This is a genomic window from Rhizobium mongolense subsp. loessense (assembly GCF_900099775.1).
Lineage (GTDB): Bacteria > Pseudomonadota > Alphaproteobacteria > Rhizobiales > Rhizobiaceae > Rhizobium > Rhizobium loessense.
Genome location: NZ_FMTM01000004.1, coordinates 325,144 through 345,618 on the forward strand (window position 1 = coordinate 325,144; position 20,475 = coordinate 345,618).

The 20,475-nt window shown below is 57.9% G+C and carries 19 protein-coding genes and 4 pseudogenes; 10 read left to right on the forward strand and 13 right to left on the reverse strand.

What is annotated here, in order from left to right:
- Position 1 precedes the first annotated feature (1 nt).
- Positions 2-955: a sugar-binding transcriptional regulator gene (locus BLP23_RS16535; RefSeq protein ID WP_092585887.1), complete on the forward strand. Its 954-nt coding sequence runs from the start codon at positions 2-4 to the stop codon at positions 953-955.
- Positions 956-1,082: 127 nt separating this feature from the next.
- Here the strand turns inward: BLP23_RS16535 and BLP23_RS16540 are convergent, their stop codons facing one another.
- From BLP23_RS16540 to BLP23_RS33715, 3 genes are all read right to left on the reverse strand, one after another.
- Positions 1,083-2,936, reverse strand: a complete 1,854-nt coding sequence (locus BLP23_RS16540) for an ABC transporter ATP-binding protein (RefSeq protein WP_092585889.1) — start codon at positions 2,934-2,936, stop codon at positions 1,083-1,085.
- A gap of 922 nt (positions 2,937-3,858) precedes the next feature.
- A complete protein-coding gene (locus BLP23_RS16550; protein WP_233426729.1) occupies positions 3,859-4,305 on the reverse strand; it encodes a hypothetical protein in 447 nt (148 codons plus the stop codon).
- A 17-nt stretch (positions 4,306-4,322) separates the two neighbouring features.
- The gene (locus BLP23_RS33715; RefSeq protein WP_167363911.1) at positions 4,323-4,475 is read right to left on the reverse strand and encodes a hypothetical protein; all 153 of its coding nucleotides are present in this window, start codon (positions 4,473-4,475) and stop codon (positions 4,323-4,325) included.
- Positions 4,476-4,988: 513 nt separating this feature from the next.
- Here BLP23_RS33715 and BLP23_RS16555 point away from each other — a divergent pair.
- Positions 4,989-5,699, forward strand: a complete 711-nt coding sequence (locus BLP23_RS16555) for a hypothetical protein (protein ID WP_139187073.1) — start codon at positions 4,989-4,991, stop codon at positions 5,697-5,699.
- Between the two features lie 272 nt (positions 5,700-5,971).
- Here BLP23_RS16555 and BLP23_RS16560 read toward each other — a convergent pair whose 3' ends face one another.
- From BLP23_RS16560 to BLP23_RS16570, 3 genes and pseudogenes are all read right to left on the reverse strand, one after another.
- Positions 5,972-6,568: a mobile mystery protein B gene (locus BLP23_RS16560; RefSeq protein WP_092585894.1), complete on the reverse strand. Its 597-nt coding sequence runs from the start codon at positions 6,566-6,568 to the stop codon at positions 5,972-5,974.
- On the reverse strand, positions 6,565-7,026 hold the full coding sequence (locus tag BLP23_RS16565) for a mobile mystery protein A (RefSeq protein ID WP_092585896.1): 462 nt from the start codon (positions 7,024-7,026) through the stop codon (positions 6,565-6,567). The genes BLP23_RS16560 and BLP23_RS16565 overlap by 4 nt, the downstream gene beginning before the upstream one ends.
- A gap of 441 nt (positions 7,027-7,467) precedes the next feature.
- A pseudogene (locus tag BLP23_RS16570) lies at positions 7,468-7,977 on the reverse strand (nucleotidyl transferase AbiEii/AbiGii toxin family protein); the annotation flags it as partial.
- A gap of 62 nt (positions 7,978-8,039) precedes the next feature.
- Between BLP23_RS16570 and BLP23_RS33190 the strand changes: the two are divergent.
- Positions 8,040-8,598: pseudogene (locus BLP23_RS33190) on the forward strand (OB-fold nucleic acid binding domain-containing protein); the annotation flags it as partial.
- Between the two features lie 971 nt (positions 8,599-9,569).
- On the opposite strand, the gene BLP23_RS16585 reads toward BLP23_RS33190, so the two are convergent.
- From BLP23_RS16585 to BLP23_RS16600, 4 genes are all read right to left on the reverse strand, one after another.
- Positions 9,570-9,827 carry a DUF982 domain-containing protein gene (locus BLP23_RS16585; RefSeq protein ID WP_092585899.1) on the reverse strand — a complete coding sequence of 86 codons (258 nt, stop codon included), beginning with the start codon at positions 9,825-9,827 and terminating at the stop codon, positions 9,570-9,572.
- A 358-nt stretch (positions 9,828-10,185) separates the two neighbouring features.
- Positions 10,186-10,461: a hypothetical protein gene (locus BLP23_RS16590; RefSeq protein WP_092585900.1), complete on the reverse strand. Its 276-nt coding sequence runs from the start codon at positions 10,459-10,461 to the stop codon at positions 10,186-10,188.
- Between the two features lie 318 nt (positions 10,462-10,779).
- Positions 10,780-11,496 (reverse strand): SOS response-associated peptidase, encoded by a 717-nt coding sequence (locus BLP23_RS16595; RefSeq protein ID WP_092585901.1) that lies wholly within the window; start codon positions 11,494-11,496, stop codon positions 10,780-10,782.
- A 238-nt stretch (positions 11,497-11,734) separates the two neighbouring features.
- Positions 11,735-11,953, reverse strand: a complete 219-nt coding sequence (locus BLP23_RS16600) for a DUF3072 domain-containing protein (protein WP_092585903.1) — start codon at positions 11,951-11,953, stop codon at positions 11,735-11,737.
- 297 nt (positions 11,954-12,250) lie between these two features.
- Here BLP23_RS16600 and BLP23_RS16605 point away from each other — a divergent pair, with 297 nt between their 5' ends.
- From BLP23_RS16605 to xth, 6 genes and pseudogenes are all read left to right on the forward strand, one after another.
- Entirely contained in the window at positions 12,251-12,541 is a 291-nt protein-coding gene (locus tag BLP23_RS16605; protein WP_092585905.1) for a hypothetical protein, read from the forward strand.
- Positions 12,542-12,575: 34 nt separating this feature from the next.
- Positions 12,576-12,842, forward strand: coding sequence for a DUF1488 family protein (locus BLP23_RS16610; RefSeq protein ID WP_092585906.1), 267 nt, complete (start codon positions 12,576-12,578; stop codon positions 12,840-12,842).
- A gap of 27 nt (positions 12,843-12,869) precedes the next feature.
- On the forward strand, positions 12,870-13,130 hold the full coding sequence (locus BLP23_RS16615) for a BON domain-containing protein (RefSeq protein ID WP_092585907.1): 261 nt from the start codon (positions 12,870-12,872) through the stop codon (positions 13,128-13,130).
- 136 nt (positions 13,131-13,266) lie between these two features.
- Positions 13,267-13,400: pseudogene (locus tag BLP23_RS34565) on the forward strand (exonuclease); the annotation flags it as partial.
- 1,325 nt (positions 13,401-14,725) lie between these two features.
- A complete protein-coding gene (locus BLP23_RS16625; RefSeq protein ID WP_092585909.1) occupies positions 14,726-14,905 on the forward strand; it encodes a hypothetical protein in 180 nt (59 codons plus the stop codon).
- The gene (gene xth / locus BLP23_RS16630; RefSeq protein WP_092586126.1) at positions 14,902-15,675 is read left to right on the forward strand and encodes an exodeoxyribonuclease III; all 774 of its coding nucleotides are present in this window, start codon (positions 14,902-14,904) and stop codon (positions 15,673-15,675) included. The genes BLP23_RS16625 and xth overlap by 4 nt, the downstream gene beginning before the upstream one ends.
- Before the next feature lie 262 nt (positions 15,676-15,937).
- Here xth and BLP23_RS16635 read toward each other — a convergent pair whose 3' ends face one another.
- Both BLP23_RS16635 and BLP23_RS34570 read right to left on the reverse strand, forming a co-directional pair.
- On the reverse strand, positions 15,938-17,587 hold the full coding sequence (locus BLP23_RS16635; RefSeq protein WP_233426730.1) for a putative bifunctional diguanylate cyclase/phosphodiesterase: 1,650 nt from the start codon (positions 17,585-17,587) through the stop codon (positions 15,938-15,940).
- A 320-nt stretch (positions 17,588-17,907) separates the two neighbouring features.
- Positions 17,908-18,260, reverse strand: a pseudogene (locus BLP23_RS34570) (MarR family winged helix-turn-helix transcriptional regulator).
- A gap of 273 nt (positions 18,261-18,533) precedes the next feature.
- Between BLP23_RS34570 and BLP23_RS16645 the strand changes: the two are divergent.
- On the forward strand, positions 18,534-19,301 hold the full coding sequence (locus BLP23_RS16645) for an alpha/beta fold hydrolase (protein ID WP_092585912.1): 768 nt from the start codon (positions 18,534-18,536) through the stop codon (positions 19,299-19,301).
- A gap of 300 nt (positions 19,302-19,601) precedes the next feature.
- Here the strand turns inward: BLP23_RS16645 and BLP23_RS16650 are convergent, their stop codons facing one another.
- The gene (locus tag BLP23_RS16650; RefSeq protein ID WP_092585913.1) at positions 19,602-20,423 is read right to left on the reverse strand and encodes an alpha/beta fold hydrolase; all 822 of its coding nucleotides are present in this window, start codon (positions 20,421-20,423) and stop codon (positions 19,602-19,604) included.
- Between the last annotated feature and the right edge of the window lie 52 nt (positions 20,424-20,475).

A 20,475-nucleotide genomic window follows, 5' to 3' on the forward strand; every position in this document is an offset into this window, starting at 1 on the left:
CATGGCTCGCCTCAACGAACTCCGCCTCATGTCAAGAGTGGCCCAGATGTACCACATCGAGGGGCGACGGCAGGCTGAGATAGCGCAGCATCTTCGCCTGTCGCAGGCCACGGTCTCCCGAATGCTCAAACGTGCCGAGGCCGAGGACATCGTTCGGACAAGCGTCATTCCTCCTGCCGGTACGTACAGTGAGCTTGAGGGCGCTCTCAGGGAGAAGTACGGACTACCCGAAGCCGTCGTCGTCGAATGTAGCGAGGATCGAGACGGCGCGGTCATGGCACGGATTGGGGAAGCAGCTGCCCATCTCCTTGAGGTCACCCTTGCCCCTGGCGAGATCATTGGAGTTTCGAGTTGGAGTCAGACCATCTTCAAGATGGTCGAAAACATTCATCCGCAGAAAAGCGCCCAGGCGAAATATGTCGTCCAGACGCTCGGGGGCATGGGCGATCCCTCGGTACAGACACATGCCACTCAGCTGACGACTCGACTGGCGCGTCTGACCGGCGCGGAGCCGAAGCTGCTTCCGGTGCAGGGCGTGACGACCTCGCGAGAGGCCAAGCTGCTCATGCAGGCCGATCCGTTCGTCCGTGAGACGATGGACCTGTTCGGCAGCATCACACTTGCAATTGTCGGAATTGGAGCGGTCGAACCCTCCGAACTCCTTGCGCGGTCGGGGAACATCTTTTCGTCGCGGGAGCTCTCCGACCTGGCTGAAGCCGGAGCCGTTGGCGATATCTCGCTCCGGTTCTTCGACAGCAACGGTAAGGCGGTTAAGACTCCGCTCGACGAGCGCGTTATTGGTATCCCGCTCGAAGACCTCGAACGTGTGGATCGCGTGATTGCCTTAGCCGGTGGGTTTAAGAAGACCGCCGCCATCGCCGGCGCCCTTCGGATTGGGGTCATCGACATGCTTGTCACCGACAAGTTCACCGCCCAACGACTCATTGACCTGTAAACCCGCGGCATTGGACGACCCGAAGCGTCGGTGCCTGCTTTGTCTGCCAACGCGCCGGGAGGCGACTGCACAGACCCTGCGCGGCTGCAGCAGTGGTCCGCCAGCTCGCAGGCGAGGCCCGCAAAGGTCAAATGATGTCTTCAGGAATGAAGCCGCCTGTCTGACGTTTCCAAAGACGGCCAAATAGGCCATCTTGTGCGACCAGTTCGTCCGGGCTGCCCTCTTCCACGATGCGCCCCTGATCGAGCACGACGATTCGATCCATCCTGGTGATGGTTGAAAGGCGGTGCGCGATGGCAATGACCGTCTTTCCCTCCATGACCAGATTGAGTTTTTCCTGGATGGCTGCTTCAGATTCGCTGTCGAGTGCGGAGGTCGCCTCGTCGAGCACCAGAATGGGCGCGTTCTTCAAGAGGACACGCGCGATGGCGATACGCTGGCGCTGGCCACCGGAGAGCTTGATGCCGCGGTCGCCGACGAAGGCGTCAAAGCCCTTGCGGCCTTCGCCGTCCGTAAGATCGGCAATGAACGCATCGGCCCTTGCCGTTCTTGCTGCCTGTTCTATTTCGTCCTGCGTCGCCTCCGGCCGGCCGTAGCGAATGTTGTCACCGACCGAACGGTGCAACAGTGAGACGTCCTGTGCGATGACCCCGATTGCGCGGCGCAGGCTTGCCTGCGCGACCGTGCGGATGTCCCGTCCGTCGATCAAGATTGCGCCGTCGCGTATGTCGTAGAAGCGCAGCAGCAGGCTAACCAGCGTCGTCTTGCCCGCTCCAGACAAGCCGACGAGACCTACTTTTTCGCCGGGCCGCACCGTCAGCGACAGCCCATCGATCACCGGCTTGCCGGTTTTATAGGCGAAGCGGACATTCTCGAAACGGATCTCCCCACTGTTGACAGTCAGTTCGGCCGCGTCCGGCCCATCGATGATGGTGGGCGGCGTCGTCATCACCGGCATGGCGTCCTTGATGGTGCCTATCGCCTGGAAGATCTGCTGGCCCATCTGCAGGAAGGTGAAGGTGTGCCCGGACAATCGGTGGAGGATGTAGACCGCCGCAACGAACTCGCCTACCGTGAGAAAGCCGTTGACGAGGCCCGAGAAACCGATCGAAAGAATCGACAGCCAGAGCGCCATGTTGAGCGCTACAACGATCAGTTCCGACGTCCGGTAGATGCGTTGTTCCTTGTGCTGCGTTTGCACGGCCTTCTGTAGGATGTGGCGGATGGCGCCCGCCTCGCTGTCTTCAGCGGCGAACTGTTTGATCGTCTGCATGTTGCTGTAGAGGTCAGTGATGGCGCCGGCGACGAGGCTGCGCTGCTTGGCGGTGCGCCGCGAGCGTTCGGCAAAGATCGGCGCAAGCCTGACGGCAAGCGCGACGTTGAGGATGATCCAGACGAGGACCGGCAAGGCGAGCTGCCAGGACAACGTGCTGAGCAGGATCATCGAGCCGACCATCTGCAGCAGGAAGCGCGGGATGGACTGGAATGCGGCAATGATCTGCTGCTGGACGGCGGACGCCACCTGCGACAGACGCGAGGCAACCTGTCCGGCAAAGAGTTCGTGAAAGAAGGCGAGATCCTGCCGTTCCACCGCCTTGTGACCCTGCCACTGGATGGCGACCGGCATGCCGACGCCCAGCGTATGCGAGGTGAGGGTGTTTACAAGGAACGAGGCAACCGGCGTGCCCGGAAAGATCAGGAGGCCGAGAAAGGCGAGCAACGGCCATTCGCTGTGGAGGAAGGCGAGGGCGCCTTGAGCGGTCACGCCGTCGACGATGACCGAAAGCCCCCAGACGATCGTCAGGCTGATGGCCTCGACCACCATCGAGGAAAGCGCCAAGACGATCAGAACGCCGCGGAACATCGAGATGAAGTGCAGAAGGACCGCGACCGGACCCTCGGAGGGCAGCGGGCGGTAGGGAATGTCGAGCGGCCGGACCAGCGTCTCGAAGGGACGGTAGATCGTATCTGAAATCGACATGGGCCGCTCGGGTTAAAAATCGAGGGAGGGCTTGGGGACACAGCTACGCGCGTTCGCATAGGACCATCTTCCGGCTGCAATCTCAACTAGAAAATCTCAGCAGGTGTCCGATATATTGAGGTCGTGAAAAACGGATCTGATATCTTTGGGACAGCAAGCGGCCACACGATCGCACATGCCAGACGGGCATGAAGCGTTCGGCGTTTCCGCCTTCTTGATCCGAGGGTGCCTTTTGAACATCCTGCCACGCACGATGGAGCGTTCGCTTGGGTGCATCGCCTTGGCGCCGGCTCCTGGCCTTCTACGGCCCGCGAAGGAAGTGAAATTAAAAGCAGGAATTCCCGCAAAATAGCAGCCTGCCGAACGCCCTCGTTAGAATTAGTAATATAAATCGGCCTGTTGGCGGAACAATCGCGGCGGTTTCCCGTTTCGGCCGCATGACATCGGAACCCGACGACCCGGCCGTGTTGCAGTATCTGCCGTACGAAACTGACAAAGCTCTTGTTCGGCAGTTGCAATCGCTGCCGACATTTGCCGTGCCTTCAGACACCGACGAGGCCTTCGGCCACTTCTTGAAGAGACTTGACGCCATTCGCGAACACCGCGACGACGACACTTCAACAGAGTAGTTCGCAGGTACGTCCGATTTCATCCGAGGAAATGAGCTGTCCCTGTTCGACTTGGCACCGTGCCAATGTCGCCGCGCCGGCATGCTTTAAAAGCCGCACCTGCAAAACCATAGCGACATCAAGGAGGATCAGGGCTGGCCCGACGGAACGTCGAGAGCTCAATTTGTTAAAAAATGCTGTCGAAACCGGCCGCGCCGATCAATTTCCATCCAAGCAAAGGGTGGCGCCGACAAGGCGGGCGAACGCGTTGCGCGTGTGCGTCGGCACCGAAGCGCCTTTTGGCGCCCGGTGCGTCATGCGGTCAGCAGGTTGGCAATCCGCATAACCCCAAGTGCGCTTGCGTCGTTGCGGGCGCCCTCCTTCGTGCCCTCGGCGCAGGTCCACACGTGGTTCTTCTTGGCCTGGAACTCCTTGCCGTCTTGCAGAACCATGAGTTCTCCTTCGGTGATATGGCAGATCATAGCGTTGGGCATGCTGCCGACAGGCAGGTTCGACCGCGGCTGAAACACGAGATCGATGAGCGAGACTGTCTTGTAGCCGGGGATCATCGCAGCCCCCTTGCCGAGCTCCACAGCCCGGACACCCGGCGCCAACTCCTTTCCCTCGTCGGCCCGGTAGGTTTGGGCTCGCGCCGGGCTACCGCCACCCACCAGTGCGGCGGCTATGGCGCTAAAGGCGGCGGCGCCACCGTAAACGAAGTGCCGTCGATCCAGGGACATTTCTTTGCTGCCGATAAACATGAAACCAACCTCCCTAGCTAGCCTTGATCGCTCTTCCAGCGATAGCGGATTTCGCCACGCGCCCTCTCTGCGACGCCGCCGATATCGGGTGATGGCGAGGTCATCTGTACCTCGCTCGGCGTTAGACAAGAATGCCGTGCAAGCGGCTTCTCGCGGCGTTGTGTTTTCAAGCGCCGCTCCGTAGGGCGACACCACCGCAATTGCAGCCAGGATACTCCTGTCTCCCGCAGCACTCCACTGGTAAGCGGCAGATTGTTGAGGAGACAATGCCTGCCACCGCTGTTCCAAGCCTGACTCTCCCGGCCGCAGGCCGCACGCCTGCGCGCTGGATCAGACCTCGCCGCCTCCATACGCTGTCCGGGGAACTCCGCAGGCGTTCCGCCCTTTCAGGAGGCCTCGGCCGTGTCGCCAGGAAGTCCGTCAAACTCGCTTGTTCATGGCGGTTGCCAAAGTGAGTGGGGGTCAGACCGAAAGTCTAGCTACTGGCTTGCCGACAATCTCGATCGGGCCGCAGCAAACGGCGGCAGACGGCGTTATAAGATCACCAATTCGCTAACGAGCGGTGTGTCATCATTGAGTCCAATCCGCTTCTGTCGACCTCGGTTCAAAACGCTATGGTGTCGCCGGTCTCTGTTAGAACTGTCGCGCAATTGGTCGCGGTGAAAGCGCGCGAGGCCGTTCTCATGCTTCTGCTCGACGGATTTACAGTGACGCTGCCAAACGGCCGGCGAGTGCTGCTTAGGAATGATCCGAGCATAGACGGCTCGGGCTGCGCAGCTATGATGTCTCGCGACGACATCAGCAGGCTATATCTCCCCAGCGGCGAATGTAGTTATTCGCGTTTCGTCCAAATGCTTCAAAACCTTATCGGCAACGGACTATCTGCCGAGCTCGTGCCTTCAACCTCGGATAAGGCTGCGACCTCAGGTGCCCCGGGGCGCTTCTGTTATGAGCCGTCAGTCGCGGGGGACATTTACCAGCTGCAGGCGACCCGTGAGTTTCAAAATATTTGCGGTTCCACCACGCCGTTAAAGCCGAAGTTCACCCTGGACTACGGGACTGTAGGGCTCGTAAAGGTCGATTTCGTCATGCGCTCGCCGATCGGCGTGTTATCGTATCTCGGGCAATATCTGCGCGACCCAAATATTCCGTTTAATGGCTATTATTCGAAACCTTCAAGGCAGTTGCTCGGCCACGATCGGCGTTACTTGAGCGTCGTCAGCGATAAGGTCGACGATTGCTACACCTCCCTAACTTACCTTGGCAAATTCTACTGTGTTCCTGCCGCGTCGACGCATACCGCGATGTTGATGGACATCGTTCAGGTGTTGAGAAACCTCAGCATAGCGCCGACGGACCTGAACACGAGCTTCACGCTCCGCGTTGCCAACTGACCGACACGTACAGGAGACAGAGCTGTCGCTATATTCGGGGTGTCGGGCAGGGTGTCGGCTCCAGCGTCGTGATTTAGAGGATTGCAAGGTTCTCTGGCAAGGGGCGCGCGATCGGCTCGACGCTTAGCGTTTCACCGCTAGAAGCAGATCGACTGAGAAATAGGTTTTATAATCGGGCCTGCGCCCAAGATTTCTCATATTTGTCAGAGGCTTGTTCGAATTGAGGAACGTGCTAGCGGTTCAGATCCTTTCAAGGCGAACGGCGCCGCCTCTCAGTTGCGCGCGAATTCTAGCAGCGGCGCGATATCATGGTTGTCTGCTGCGCGAAGGGCTGCGACGTAGCGAGTGCGCAGTTCACCGACATCGGCCAGAGTTCCGCCGCCCCAACTGAAACGCTCGCCGCCAAGGCGTTCGATCAGAAGATCGGCCGCCAAGCGAGCGTGACGGCCGTTTCCATTCGGAAACGGGTGTATTGCGACCAGGCGATGGTGGAACCTGACCGCTATCTCGTCCGACGGAAATGCCTCGTGCTCAACCCAATAGCCGACGTCGCTTAACAGGCTCGCGAGCTCCACTCCGATACGGTAGGCTTGGACGCCGATGTTGCGCTCCGTCGTTCGGAACGTGCCGGCCCATTCCCAGACGTCGCCAAACATCCGCTTGTGCAATGTTCGCATGAAGTCCTCGCTGAGCATTCGATCAATCGATACGCGCCGGCGGCCGCGCGCCCAGGCCGCACCCTCGACGATGTTTTCCTGCTCCGCCTCGTTGAGATCACGGCGGTGCGTGATCCATGTCTGAAGCAGTCCCTCTTGCTCATCCGGTTCAAGGGGTGTTGCGTCCTCAGGCTCCTGAAAAAGGTCCGTCATGTCTCTTTCCAGAGGTCGCGCTCGGAGAGTTTATCGCGAATGTATGCCTGGACGCGGGATTCGAAATCCGCCTCGTCCGTGCCCTGAGCTTCGAGCCGCATCGTATGCGCGACGCGCTGGAGTTCGCGCGTTGCGATTTTCCTCGCGCGCGCCTCGATGACAGTCTCAAGCGAACTGTTTGGAACGAGGGCGTAGACGAGGGTACAATCCAGCGCCTCAGCTGCGCGACGTAAGGTATTGAGTTGGATCGTGCCTGCGGCTTCCGACTTCTCGATGGCTTCAACAGTTTGAGGTCGCACGCCAATGCGTGTGCCGAGCTGCGCGCCGGTCATCCCGAGCGCGTCGCGTAGCGCGCGCACCCATCCCTTCGGCGGCGCCCTGAACCGGTCGATTGGTTGGAGCGCTCGAAGTCGTTCATCTAGGCGCAGGCGCCCCCTCTTTCGACTGTCGCTCTTCATCCATTGCCCTCAGACTGTAAGCTGATCATGAGACATGATGTATCAGTATACAGACTGATTATCAATGCATATGACTCAGTCTATAATATGATTGTTGGATACGAAATATCAGGCTGGATTCTGTGAATCAAGCATCCGCAATCAGGCTGGAGTCTGGCGGATATCGGTTTGTTCGAAATGACCCCTAACGGTTTTTCCTAATTTGTTCTGTGCTAATAATGGTCTCATGCGAGTTTTCAGTGAGGCGAAACCACTATTATTTGGACTCATGCGGACCCCTCGCGGTAGTTGGTGCTTGGGAACAAAGACCGTCGCCAATGCCGACGACCGCATCAAATTCTTGAGGGATTGTTCCCGGTCGGGCTCGATACCCGCGATACATTTGTCTGCAAATATTCTCGTCGATTTTGCAAGCAGTTCGATGGAATGAACAGGCGCGAAGCGATACGGGCTCACCAGAATGTCGAGTGCTTCCTTCTTCCGATAGGTGTCATAACCGAAGTCGAGCGTGAAATGCCCGCTCTGTCCGGTCTCGTCTTCGACAACGGCGATTTCCTTGCTCAGCACATCTCTAAGGGGGCCAGCGATATATTGCCGGGCAGCCTCATCGACCTGCTCGGCAAGTGCTTTCTGTTGCTGATTGACCGAGGGGAGAGCAGCGATATCGGCTTCGAGTGGTGCATTGAGGTCCGCCTTGTAGATGCCGATGTCGATATCTTCCGAGAAACGGCGGATCAGGCCGTAGGCCTTGCTGAGGCTGGTTCCGCCCTTGAAGTAAAGGCGAACGGGGTCAGCCGGACGCCGATTGAACAGGAAGTCGAGCACCCAACAGACATAGAGGTCCTTTTCAATATTCTCAGCCCGCGTTTCCAAATCGGAGGCCACGGCTGAGAAGAGCGCCCTGCGCTCATCCTCGGTCGATTGGAGGATTTCAATGAACGCCTGTTTCATGTTCTTCCAATGCTTTTGGGGATGAAACGAGGGGTGCGCGGATTATGGGATTTCCACTGAGGGGCGGCGAGGTGGTCGAAGACTACGGCCATGTCGGGTTGGCCCTGCGAAACCATCCGGTTTCGTTTCTGCGGGAGGATCTGGCGAAACGCCGGATTGTCACCTGTCGGGAAGCGATGCAGGCGCGCGACGGCAAATGGCTCGAGGCGGCTGGGCCTTGTTCTCGTTCGCCAACGCCCTGGCTCGGCCAAGGGCGTCATGTTCATCACCATCGAGGATGAATCCGGGATTGCCAATCTCGTCGTCTGGGTCAAAACCTTCGAGAAATACCGACGCATCGTGCTTGGCGCCGGCATGCTCGGCGTCTACGGCCGCATCCAGCGGGAAGGGGAGGTCGTGCATCTCGTCGCCCACCGGCTGACCGATCTCTCCTCATATCTTGGAAGTGTTGGTGACCGCGACGCCGCCTTTCCGCTACCGCATGGGCGCGGGGACGAGTTTCATCATGGCGCGCCGAGACCCGACCCGCGTGGATTGCCGAAAGGGCCGCAACCGCGGGATATCCTCGACCCTTATCTGCATCTCGACGCGATCAAGGTGAAGACGCGGGATTTCAGGTGATTGAAGACAAAGTGCAGGGCTAGCGGACTGATCCTCAGTCGCCCATCAGGCCAGCGAACACACCGGAGGGTGAAATATGTTCTGGGCCGCTCTCTTTCTCGTGCTCGGTTCGATTTGAGGATCGTTCTGCCGGCCACGGACGGTTCAATTGCACTAGTCGCCGCCGATGCTGCCCGGCTCGGAAAGCAAAGGTGCTCGGTTTTCTTGTCTCACTTGCATCACACCGTCTCCCTTTAACCGGGAGGACGCTTTCGTCTGGGAAGACAGATCTTGCGGATGCATCAAGCAGTGGTTGGACCGGACGGCATCCGTCGCTGACGGAGGTTACGACGAGGGCTCGCCTTCGGATGGGTGGGCTAAGGCGAGCCCTGGCCGTACCTTGTGCCGCTGCTGCCTTCGGGGCTTTGCGACACTTGGAGTACGCAGTACAAATTGAGGGCCCTCCCTGGCTGCACGAGGAGAGCCCTAACCTTTCGCGCGCACAATGCGCACTTCGGGTCACTCAGACCATGCATTATGCTTGATGCGGATGATATTGGACCGAAGTCTGAATATTGGCGGGACTTAGGTCCTAGCCGGGCAGTTGATTTGCATGAAACGCGACTGTGGTTCCCATATTGAGATCATGACAAGTACTCAACCTTTTGGGGAGGGTTGGGCCGTGAGCGAATTCCAACTTATCGATGCAGTGCGCCCGGCGCGCCATGGCAGACAAAGAGCCCGCCGCGGATATATTGTGTTTCTTGATCGACCAGGTGCTGGACGAAGCAATCGCCGAAGCAAGGCGGCGCGACAAAATGCCCGCGGGTGGCGAGGAAAGCGGTGAAGTACCGCTAGAGCGCCAAGCTTGCCAAGCGAAACAAAGCCGCTCGACTATCTCATTGCCGTCACCGGAAGCCTGGTTTTAGCGGCGAAACGCCGTCGTCTGATAAAGCCTAGTCAAGCGCGTGCTTCAGGATGCATCCTTTTCATTAACCGTCCATAGTGTCGAACGGAACACCTGCTTCTTTCGCTGCTGCGATGAAGCTTGCGCGGGCTTCGTCAGGCTCTCGGATGCCGGCTTCGACGTCGGAGCAGATCAGCAACGCGGCCATGAATGCCTTCCCCTCCGCCACCGGCCAAGAATTCGTAAGAACATCGAGCGCCTCGGCTGTGGATGCAATGGTCGAGAGTTGCCCGGTCCTCCTGCAGATGATCATTATGGGGTGATCCCAACGTCTGTTACTCATATCCTGCCCCTCGCCAGAAAAGTAGGTTAACGATGGACCGCCGAGCGATGCAAGCAGAACGTCTGGCATCCCTGGCAAGACGCGGACTATGAAGAGGCCCAGCCTGATTGCAACGAATTGCAGCAGCGCTCCTCATCATCGCACATGCACCGGAAGAGAAGCGGCTTTCCGCGCGGCGGACGAGTTTGGCCCTCAGCGGGCGCTCACAGATGTCTCGGGCTGCTGCCGCACCCCATTGCCGGGGGTTCGACATCTTGAAAAAATGAAAGGCGTCTGACCTGGTGGTGGACGTTTGAACTGATGGCCAATCGGCTGTGGTAGCGAGACGACATCGTTTACGAAAAGCGATCACTGATGCCTAGGGCGACGGCGAATGCGTCTTCTGGTCGAGATCGTTGCCGCTTATCCGTGGTGGAAGTCCCTGGATTGCATATCTGGGAAGGCGTTGCCATTTGGACCCAACAGTGTTCCGGTTGAGGATATCCATCAGTTCAGTGGCATTTTTTTCAGTTAGATCAGTCAGTTGCTTGCATCCTATCGTGGCGGGATAGCCGGTGACGGTGTCAAATACCGTCCATTTGCCGTCTTGTTCCGCGCGGCGGCCGTATGGCATGTAATGGATGTCGGAAGACATAGAACCTCCTTTCGCTGAAAGGCAGCGAAGCCCACGAACGGGGCGAACCTTAGAGGTTGCTTCAACATCATAAAATTAGCAAGCGCTTAATTAGTCGTTTTCGGGCACCTGGGTCAATGGGCCAGGACGAAGGGCGTGGCAGCCGCGAACTTACCGAACAGCAGAAGCGCAACGGCGGCAATTTCCTGTTGCGACGAGGGCCCGCGCCGGACATCCATTGGGTGGGTTGCGACCAAGCGCGGCCAGCCGCGGGCGTGGCAAACCTGTCGAGGTCAAACGCCCTGCATCATTGAAGCAGCCACCACGCCGTAGGAATTCTCACAACATCGGCGGTTCTGGATCAGGATTAATCTGCTCGATAATGTCCGGGGTATCGTTTTCCGGTGAGCCTACGGCTTTGCCGATCGGCCACATGGTCATCAGTTCGGAGGGGAACGGTTTCATCAGGTCATCAGGCTCCGGCTCCGGCGACAGCCAGCGCTCGTAGTCCTCTGGATGTAAAATGACCGGCATACGGTCGTGGATCGCAGCCATCATTGCATTCGCCGGGCAGGTAATGATGGCGAAGGTGCGGACATCGACGTCGGCTGCATTGCGCCAAGCTTCCCAGATGCCGGCAAGTGCGAAGGGTTCGCCTGACTTCATGGCGACGGCATACGGTTGCTTGTTCTTACCCGTGCCCAAGATGTCCTTCCATTCGAAGAAGCCGTCGATTGGAACAAGGCAGCGGCGAGCGCGATAGGCAACCTTGAATTTGCTGTTCCTGGCGATGCCTTCTGAGCGGACATTGACCTGCGGTCGCCCTCCCGGTTTCATCCATCCAGGTATCAAGCCCCACCCGGCGCTGACGAACACCGGTCCCATGACATCCGGTTCGAGGACCATTTCCCTGATGATGATCGGATAGTCGAGCGACGGGGCGCCGTTATACCGCGGGAACTGGTTGGCCAGGCCGAGCGCGCCTTTGCGATCGGCGAAAGCAAAGGCATTCATCATGCTTTCGAGATTGGTTTTGATGAATACGCGTCCGCACATGTCAGGTCTCAGCCGAAATTCTCAAGGGCCTATTTAACGCGCCATTTTGCCTTTGAGCAACGTCTGACGCTATTCAGAGGGGCCAAGCCTTGCCAGGCCGGAGAGTTCACCGATCGCCGTGTTATCATTGACCGCGATGGGTCAGCTCTTCAGGAAAATTATCGTCCTCGCGGGCAGTCATACGCTACTGGGCACCGAGACCGAAACTAAGTGTGCAACAGTGCGGTGCCTGAAGGTCTCATCGGTCCGGAAGGCCAAGTTTCGAGCGGAGTTCGTCGATCCGTTTCGAGGCTTCCGCTTTCGTCAGTTTCACCGAGAAAAGCTCCGGGGCGTTCGCCTGCTCGGACAACGTCTTCAGATAGGATTGCTGGGCTCCGGTCATAGGCTCGTCGCCACTGACCCAGTCTTCAGGATCCTTTTCCAGGTTCGAATTGGTCGTTTTTGCCGTCTTAGTCATTGTTTGTCCTCGGTTGCGTTGATGAAACGGCCCAAGGTTCCGTAGGTTCCGAGTTAGGAGATATCCGGCGACCGTTGCAGGTCGAGCGCGCAGGCAAGTGGACAGGCATGCGTCCCACAAAGCTGCGAATGCAAGCTTCCCGGCGACCGGCAATTGAACTCTGTCCGGCTCGTGCAATTTTTATTTGATCCAAGCAGTCGTTGCAATGCCGCTCGGCGTCCCCATATAAAGGCGATGGTGGCGTGTTGGAACGGGCGCCATCTTTCGGATTTTCGAAGCCCCGACAGGAGGACGGTAATGTCGTCCCCTAAATTTTCCAATCAGCTTACGACCGCCGCTATGAGCGCGATTGATCGTGTCCTCGCGAAAGCCGGCGTTTATGAACTTCACCCGATCGAAGACCTCGCGGTCATTCTGAGCGCGACAAAAGTCGGTGAGGCCGGGTTGCTGTTTGCGCTTCTCAATCGAAGCGAGCAAGCCTCCGTGCCGGTCATACGTGGTCTGAAGCCTTCGATGAATGGGGCTCGGGCCGCGGGAGCTCAAACCCAATGCCTGCCACGGCATCCCCGGCTGCTCGTAAACAAGTAACAACACAAACAAACCCTGATGGAGAGAAGTGGCAATGCCCCTCAGCTTCCCAAATAGAAGTCGCAGTTTCGACGAAAATCGGAAGGGGGTCCGCTTTTTGGGCTACGATGGAATGTTCGAAGTCCGATTTTTGGTCGAAGCGACTGCTCTGCGGTCCACGGACCAACCTAGTCGGTCCGAGATTGAGTGCCTCGATGCGTTCGACGCCGAGCGCCCATCGATTCTGGAGGCCGCGTCCAAAGCCTATAACCGCAGCCGCAGAAACAATTACACACTGACGGTAGAGGACATCCGTCGATAGCCCGTTACATCTCCTGGAGACAAGGTTATGTCAGTCGATAGAAAAGATCTGATAGATCGCGCCCCAACCGCACTTCCGGAAGCGACCGATATCGAGTCGGCCGTTTACGACGCCTTGGCAGGTGCCGCCGATATCGATCCAACCTATATTTTCGTGTCGGCTCACGGAGCTGAGATCACTCTTTCCGGCTGGGTCTCCGGCAGCGCCGAAATTTCCAGGGCCGCGGAAGTTACTCGGCAAACCAAGGGCGTGCAAAAAGTCCGCAATGAATTATCGCAAACTTTGTGACCGCCCGTCTGCACCATGACGGCGTGACCATCCTAACCTGTTTCGGCGCCGGAGTTGGTCGCCCAAGGATCGTCGTCGGTTTCATGGCAACATATATTCTTGCGACCAAGGGGCGCGCCTAAGAGCGACGGTGATCATGAAGACTGCAATCATATTTGACTGCGAATTTCTTTGCCTTGAAGGCTCGAAATACCGATTTTGGTGCGCGGCCCACGATCCCGATCCCGGTATCGCGCAGATCGGGGCGCCGTTAAGCTCGGACTAGAAGGTTTCCGGCTCCAATTTGATCCCACCGACAATCAAAACTCCGTTGACCTCGCCTCATAGTGGTGGTCGTGTCGCCGCGGGAGCGTCTTCACGCACGAAATTTCAGCGTAGCCGTCGCGTGCTGCCCGATACCGACGCGATAGGCAACAGAACAGATGCAAGCCTCACGGCGGGTATCGCCCAGCCCTTCCACTGAGGATTGATCGCTACGCTTTCAAAGCCCCATGGCTTTTGCAACGATCCAAGTTGGAACTCCTGCTGTCACAGCTGATGCTAGCACTATCGAGACGACCTTGATAGCGTAAGCCCGGCGCTCGCGGGCGTCATCCCACTCATATCCCATCGACCAACTCCCCAGCCTTTTCTTAAATAGAACCATCTCGGTCAGGGATGAGTCGAGTCACGATTCCTCAACGTCGTTAACACTGTGAGCCACGGCGCCGATGAAGCTCGGCCAGTCCGATTCCCACATCACGATGGGCCCTGCGGCGAGAGCCACCCGCAATCGTGGCTGAGGCTCAGGCTTTCATTGTTTGGTGCGGCGGGCCTCGATGTGCGATCCACCTGCCGTGGAAAACGGCTCAGCAGTTCCGTAGCCGGAGGAGCTGGATTGCGACGCTTGCGGACATCAGCCGGCCCTCGAAGGTGGGCTTGAAAACGAGACAGGCCGCATCCGCCGATGCGACCCGCCCAACTCGCGACGACTAAATACAACTGCCGCGTTAGTTTTTTCTAACATGAGAACCCGCCAAATCGAATTGCCTCTTTCGGGTAATTCTCCCCACATTTTTTGCAGCTTCACAAATGCCGGTCCTGCCCCCTCTAACGATTTCGGACGCTCTCTTGCGAAAGCGTTGTACACGAGCGTACGGTTCCGGTGGGTGGATGGCACGCGCCTCATCGGCATTGCCCAATTGAAAGGGTGTCACTTGGCGGACGCAACCTGGTCACGAGCGCAATCGGGCTCGAAGCCGTCTAGTATGTGTACAAAAAAAGGCCCGCAAAAGCGGGCGAGTGTGACGAAGAGGGACGTTAGCGACCACGTCCGACGAATGAACGCACGACAAAAACGATAGTTCCTGCGCTCGCCGATTGTGGGTATGGAGGACGGGGCATAGCGGATGAGCATATTGACCCGCCGGATTCCATTACGCCACGTTCGAACATTCAACGGTTGCCGTTCGAAACGTTGTGAAGGCGGCACCGATTCCAGAGAGCTGGATATCCTGGTCTCGCGCTTTCCAAGCAAGAACGGGCCTTTGATTCAATGCATCTTATTGTCGCGACATGCGTTGTGAATGGTACTGCAGCCAGGAGGATGAAATGACATGATCAAGCGCAAGCTCACCGATGGCAACCCCGAGGAACGCTACGCTCGACGCAGTGAGAAGGGACAGTTTGCGGGCAGCGTCGACGACGGCGGCTTGCTTTCCGCCGATTGCTGTTACGAGGCAAAGGCCGGCGACTGTGACCGCGCAACCGCCGCACCGGGCTCTGATTGGCTGTGAAAGTCGCCACCTTCAACGTCAACGGTATAAATGGCCGGCTCGATGTTCTCCTGCGTTGGCTGAAGGAAACCTCGCCGGATGTTGCATGTCTGCAGGAGCTGAAAACACCTGACGAGACGTTCCCACGACGCGCGCTTGAGAAGGCGGGATATGGCGCCATCTGGCATGGCCAGAAAAGCTGGAATGGTGTCGCCATCCTGGCCAAAGGGAAGGAGCCTGTAAAAACCAGGCGTGGACTGCCCGGCGATCCCGACGACACGCATAGCCGGTATATTGAAGCGGTCATCGACGGCATCATCATCGGGTGCATCTATCTTCCCAACGGCAATCCGGCGCCAGGCCCGAAATTCGACTATAAGCTTCGCTGGTTCGAGCGCCTTAAAAGCTATGCTGCCGAGCTTCTGGAACTGAATGTTCCAAGCGCGCTGATAGGTGATTTCAACGTCATGCCGACCGATATCGACGTTTACGCCCCTGAGCGATGGCGAGACGACGCTTTGTTCCGGCCCGAGGTGAGGGCGGCCTACGCTGATCTTGTTTCGCAGGGCTGGACCGATGCGATCCGGCATCTCTATCCTGATCAACGCATCTACACATTCTGGAAATATTTCCGGAACGCCTTCGCTCGCGACGCCGGCCTTCGCATCGACCATTTCCTGCTAAGCGCATCGTTGGTCGACGATCTGGTAGCTGGGGGCGTCGACAAGTCTGTCCGATCGCTACCGCACGCGAGTGATCATGCGCCAGTTTGGATAGAAATCCGAAATTGACAGAAACTGCGATCGTCACGCCAGTGGGGCGACGCTTGTCGAGCGCGGTCTATGAATGTTGACTAATATGTGATTCAGGGGCTCGGTCAAAAGAGGTGGGGAGTTGTTGCTGTCGGGCACGCGCCGGATGGCAGCGGATATCGCCTCATCTTCCGCTGTCTTGCGGCTTTCTCCTTTTGACGATCAAAAAGGTGCGCGCATCGCCTGTGTGTGATTTGAGGTCGAAGGACGCGCCTGCCGGCGGGAGCGAGCTTGGTAAACATTAAAGCATCTCGAACGACGATTGACGCAGAAAATCGGCAATCGCTTCGGCAGACATCGGGGCGCCCAAGAGGTTTCCTTGCAGTCGGTCGCATTTTCTTCTGCTAAGCCAACCCGCTTGACCGGCTGTCTCGACGCCTTCTGCCGTAACCCGCATCCCCAATCCATGCGCAAGGCCGATGATGAAGCGAACGATCGTCTGGCTCTTCGGGTTCGTCTCGACATCATTGATGAAGTGCTTGTCGATCTTGATCGTGTCGAACGGGAAGCTCTGTAAGTAGCTCAGCGACGAATAGCGAGTGCCAAAGTCGTCGAGCGCGATCCGGGTGCCCAAGACCTCAAGGGTGTGGAGCGTGTCGAGGTTGTTGGTCGTGCGCTCAAGCAAGACGGTTTCGGTTATTTCGAGCTCCAGCCTATCGGCCGGGAACCCAACCTCGTCGAGGATCCGGGTTATTCGGTCGGTAAAGCCGGCGCGCAGGAATTCCGCCGGAGAAAGATTGACCGATACGATAAAATGCGAGGGCCAGGTCGACGCCTCACGGCAAGCCTGTTCGAGTACCCACGCTCCAATATCGCCCATCAGGCCATCGGCTTCGGCCATGGGAATGAAAAGACTCGGCGGAACGACGCCAGCATAAGGGTGACGCCAGCGCAGGAGGGCCTCGAAGCCTATGATCCCGTCTGCAATCTCGACGAGCGGCTGATACTCAATGAAGAATTGTTGTTCCTGGAGGGCAACGCGTAAGCTGCGCCTCAGCATCTCACGCTGTTCCAGCATAATCATCATCGAGCGGTTTAACGTTCTCGCGCGGCCGCCTCCGTCATTCTTGGCCGCGTAGAGCGCAATGTCGGCGGCCTTCATCAATTGTTCGCCGTCGTTGCCGTCAATCGGGGCAATGGCAATTCCTACGCTTGCGCCCACAAACACACTGATCCCGTCGATGGTAAACGGATCTTTGAACGCCCGGACCAAGGATTCGGCCAGACGCTCTGCTTCAGCGGGCTGGTCGTCACAGGATTGAATGACGGCAAATTCATCGCCTGCGAGCCTGTAGGCGGTCTCACCGTCGCGAAGAACGGCTTGGATCCGTTCCGCCGTCATCTTGAGCACGATATCGCCGGCGCCATGACCAAGGGTGTCGTTGACCGGCTTGAAGTCATCGAGATCGATCTGCATCAATGCAAGCTTGTACCCGGCAAGCATCGGGAGATTCGCCTGAAGGTCGCTGCTGAACTGGCGACGGTTGGCCAGTCCCGTCAATGCGTCATGCCGAGCCTGATGAAGAAGCAAAGCTCGATCTGCATCTCCATGCGGCGCCTTCGAACGAGCCGCCTCGTTTCGCGTCTCGATGACGCCGAGTCCCCGTTCCGTGCTGAAGAGGAGAAGATTGCGCCCCTCGTCGGACGCGCCAGGTTCAATCGCAATATTGCACGGCATGCTGCCGGCAAGCACGGCCTCGACACGCGATTTGCGGTCGGGGTCCAACAGCTCTGGATATACCTGCCAAAGAGTCGCATCTGCGGCGGCTACGATTCTGTAGGCCTGCGCAACCTTTGCAGAGCATTTTACCAGTCTCAGGCTATTGCCATAATAAGAAACAAATTCATCAGCTTGACTGTTCATAAACGCAGCCACATTAGAATCTCTCATTCCCACCTCAGGCTGTTGAGAATTGCTAACATGCTCAAGGTAATTTTTTCAATCAGGTTTCGCTTTGGTTAGCGAGATAACAACTAGGGAGCGTCAAATGAAAAGAAAGTGTCCGGAATGGGCCTTCATTCAGATGATCCCTTGCGATCCTGCCGGCATATGGAAAAGTGCGGCCGGCTGGAAACGCAAACAAAGTTCATATGGTAATCACACGAGGCAGAGGAGCCTTTGCTTGTTACCCCGCCGATCAGCGCGATTGCGCCGTCTCGGAGGACTTAAGCTTCTTCACTTCGGCATCGTTCCATGCGATTTGGCTCATTCTACGCCCTCTTGTAGATTGCGTCGCGGATAGCTCCGATTGCGACCTTGATCTTTCGCGCCGTCTCGGCATCAATCCCCACAACCTCGCCGATGCACTTCGAACCGGCGCGGTACGATCCTTAAGCGCTTGACCCTCAGCCGTGAGGTTAAGAAGCACCTGGCGCCCGTCCTGCCGATTGCGTGTGCGAGTGAGGAACAAAGCCTCTCCGAGTTCCTTGACGGTGCGTCCGTCGCGGCTCCAGAGCGAAACCAAAACCAGAAACTGAGGGTAGGCAAGACCAAGATCGGCAAGCAGGGGCCGATAGAGCTGGCTGAAGGCGTGGCCCGCCGAATAGATGGAAAAGCATAGCATTTATTCGATATCAGGGAGGTCGAGTTCAATATCGGCTGCGTTGGCGTTCATGGCATCCCCTTCTTTCTGAAAATATTTTGTGCGCGATCTGTTTGCAAGCTATTGACTGCAAAACCAAGCTCGCCTATTTGGATTGTGCACAATCAAATCGTACACAATGGGATGCTGCTTCGCCAATGTCGGTGCCGACGTTTCGCCTTAAAAGCCGAACATCACTTAAAAACGGCCGAGCCATTCCGGGACCTGAAACCACCAACGATAGAAGGAAATGACATGTCCAGGTTTGCTACCGCCCTCACCCTTATTGGCGCCCTTTTCGCAGGTGCCGCTGCCGCACAGCCGGCCAAGCCCACCGTCGTCCTCGTGCATGGCGCATTTGCCGACTCTTCGAGCTGGAACGGCGTCATCCAAATTCTCGAAAAGGACGGCTATCCGGTCGTCGCCGCGGCCAACCCACTGCGCAGTGTTTCGAGTGATGCCGCATATGTCTCAAACGTCGTGAGCAGTATCGAGGGACCCGTCGTCCTCGTCGGCCACTCCTATGGCGGGCAAGTGATCTCGAACGTGGCAAAGGGTCACGACAAGGTCAAGTCGCTCGTTTATGTCGCAGCCTTCGCACCGGAAGCTGGAGAAGCGGCAGCGGACCTGGCCGGCAAATTTCCGGGTGGCACCCTTGGCGAAGCGCTCGCGCCCCCCGTCAAATTGCCCGATGGCGGCGTCGACCTTTACATCGACAAGGCAAAGTTCCACCAGCAGTTTGCTCACGACGTGCCGTCGGAACAGGCCGCTCTTATGGCGGCGGGACAGCGCCCGATCGCCGAGGCGGCACTGACCGAGAAATCCGGCGAGCCCGCCTGGAAAACCTTGCCTTCATGGTTCATCTATGGCGACGGCGACAAGAATATCCCGGCAAAGGCGCTGGGCTTCATGGCGGAGCGGGCAGGCTCAAAGCACACTGTCGTGGTCGAGGGCGCTTCCCATGTTGTGATGACCTCGAAGCCGCAAGTCGTCGCCGCCTTGATCGAAGAAGCCGCGCAATAGACGGCTTTTGCCGTTTCGCAATCGAAAGAGGCCGGTGCGTCCGCGCACCGGTCTCTTTCGTGCCGATGCGAGTTGCGTGCTGCTGGCAATGCGCTGCTGCCATTTCGAAGGATCTGGGCGGTGCCGCGGCTGATGACGAGCATCATGTCCAGGCCGACTCCGGATGGTTGATAGGCCAGGAACAGCACCTGGACATGGAGCTCAGATCCGGAGATCGTTCCTCTGAGACAGCTTGCGGGCGGATTGCGGTTCCCGAGGGAATCCGTCACATAGGCCCCAATGCAACTCAGTTCCGGCTTATCATGGGCGTTCCAGAAAAGTCCGAACTAGGACGGCCACTCGTTCAGGGTCTTCCCAATGGAGGTTGTGGCCGTGGCCGGGAAGAGAAATGAGCTGCGCGCCGGCGATCGCTTGCCGCATCTGGGCCTGATGTTCCTTGGTCGCGATCATATCCTCCTCGCCTCGCAGGATGAGGGTCGGCGCCGAAATATCCCGGAGAAGTTGCGACGGGTCATAGGCAAGCTGCTCGTAATATATCGAATGCCAGATGCGTGACGGCAACGCGGCGCTTTCGCGTCGAGCATGGGCAAGAAAATTCGCGTCGACCGGAGTTTTTCCACGACACCATTCCCGCATGAATGCGCTTTCTGGATCGATCGGATCGCGGAGCATCTGGATGTTTTCCCACAACCAGCCCCGACGTTCGCGCAGCGCGGCTGAGGTCGATATGAGGACGATTTTGCGGACGAGACGAGGCCAGCGCTCAGCGACCGCTTGCGCAAGCCGCCCACCAAGCGAATGGCCGACGACGTGCGTCGGCACAAGACCCAGCGCCTCTATGAGGAACCGGACATCAGTTGCCATCTCGGGTATCGTGTAGCAGCCCTCAGGTCTGTCAGAATGCCCGTGGCCGCGCAGGTCCGGCGCAACCACGCGAAAGCCTGTCGCGAGATATGGTGCGGCGAGGCTCCAACTCCTGGCGCTGTCGGTAAATCCGTGGAGCAGGAGGATTGGCACGCCGTCAGGGTCGCCGATCTCGACATAGGCGAGCCGGACCCCATTCGAAAGAACGGCGTTCCGCTTCAGCGCCGAAAATTGCTCTTGCGAAATCGGTTCGACCAAACGATCACCCTCAATGCCAACTTCATAATGTTAGCATGAACATCGGGATTGG

Coding starts and splice junctions, on each gene's coding strand:
- BLP23_RS16615 (WP_092585907.1), top strand. CDS start 12,870: ATGTCAGTCGATAGAAAAGATCTGATAGATCGCGCCCCAACCGCACTT.
- BLP23_RS16535 (WP_092585887.1), top strand. CDS start 2: ATGGCTCGCCTCAACGAACTCCGCCTCATGTCAAGAGTGGCCCAGATG.
- BLP23_RS16565 (WP_092585896.1), bottom strand. CDS start 7,026: ATGAAGAGCGACAGTCGAAAGAGGGGGCGCCTGCGCCTAGATGAACGA.
- BLP23_RS16605 (WP_092585905.1), top strand. CDS start 12,251: ATGTCGTCCCCTAAATTTTCCAATCAGCTTACGACCGCCGCTATGAGC.
- BLP23_RS16600 (WP_092585903.1), bottom strand. CDS start 11,953: ATGACTAAGACGGCAAAAACGACCAATTCGAACCTGGAAAAGGATCCT.
- BLP23_RS16645 (WP_092585912.1), top strand. CDS start 18,534: ATGTCCAGGTTTGCTACCGCCCTCACCCTTATTGGCGCCCTTTTCGCA.
- BLP23_RS16555 (WP_139187073.1), top strand. CDS start 4,989: ATGCTTCTGCTCGACGGATTTACAGTGACGCTGCCAAACGGCCGGCGA.
- BLP23_RS16585 (WP_092585899.1), bottom strand. CDS start 9,827: ATGAGTAACAGACGTTGGGATCACCCCATAATGATCATCTGCAGGAGG.
- BLP23_RS16540 (WP_092585889.1), bottom strand. CDS start 2,936: ATGTCGATTTCAGATACGATCTACCGTCCCTTCGAGACGCTGGTCCGG.
- BLP23_RS16595 (WP_092585901.1), bottom strand. CDS start 11,496: ATGTGCGGACGCGTATTCATCAAAACCAATCTCGAAAGCATGATGAAT.
- BLP23_RS16550 (WP_233426729.1), bottom strand. CDS start 4,305: ATGTTTATCGGCAGCAAAGAAATGTCCCTGGATCGACGGCACTTCGTT.
- BLP23_RS16625 (WP_092585909.1), top strand. CDS start 14,726: ATGATCAAGCGCAAGCTCACCGATGGCAACCCCGAGGAACGCTACGCT.
- BLP23_RS16610 (WP_092585906.1), top strand. CDS start 12,576: ATGCCCCTCAGCTTCCCAAATAGAAGTCGCAGTTTCGACGAAAATCGG.
- BLP23_RS16635 (WP_233426730.1), bottom strand. CDS start 17,587: ATGAGAGATTCTAATGTGGCTGCGTTTATGAACAGTCAAGCTGATGAA.
- BLP23_RS16590 (WP_092585900.1), bottom strand. CDS start 10,461: ATGTCTTCCGACATCCATTACATGCCATACGGCCGCCGCGCGGAACAA.
- BLP23_RS16560 (WP_092585894.1), bottom strand. CDS start 6,568: ATGACGGACCTTTTTCAGGAGCCTGAGGACGCAACACCCCTTGAACCG.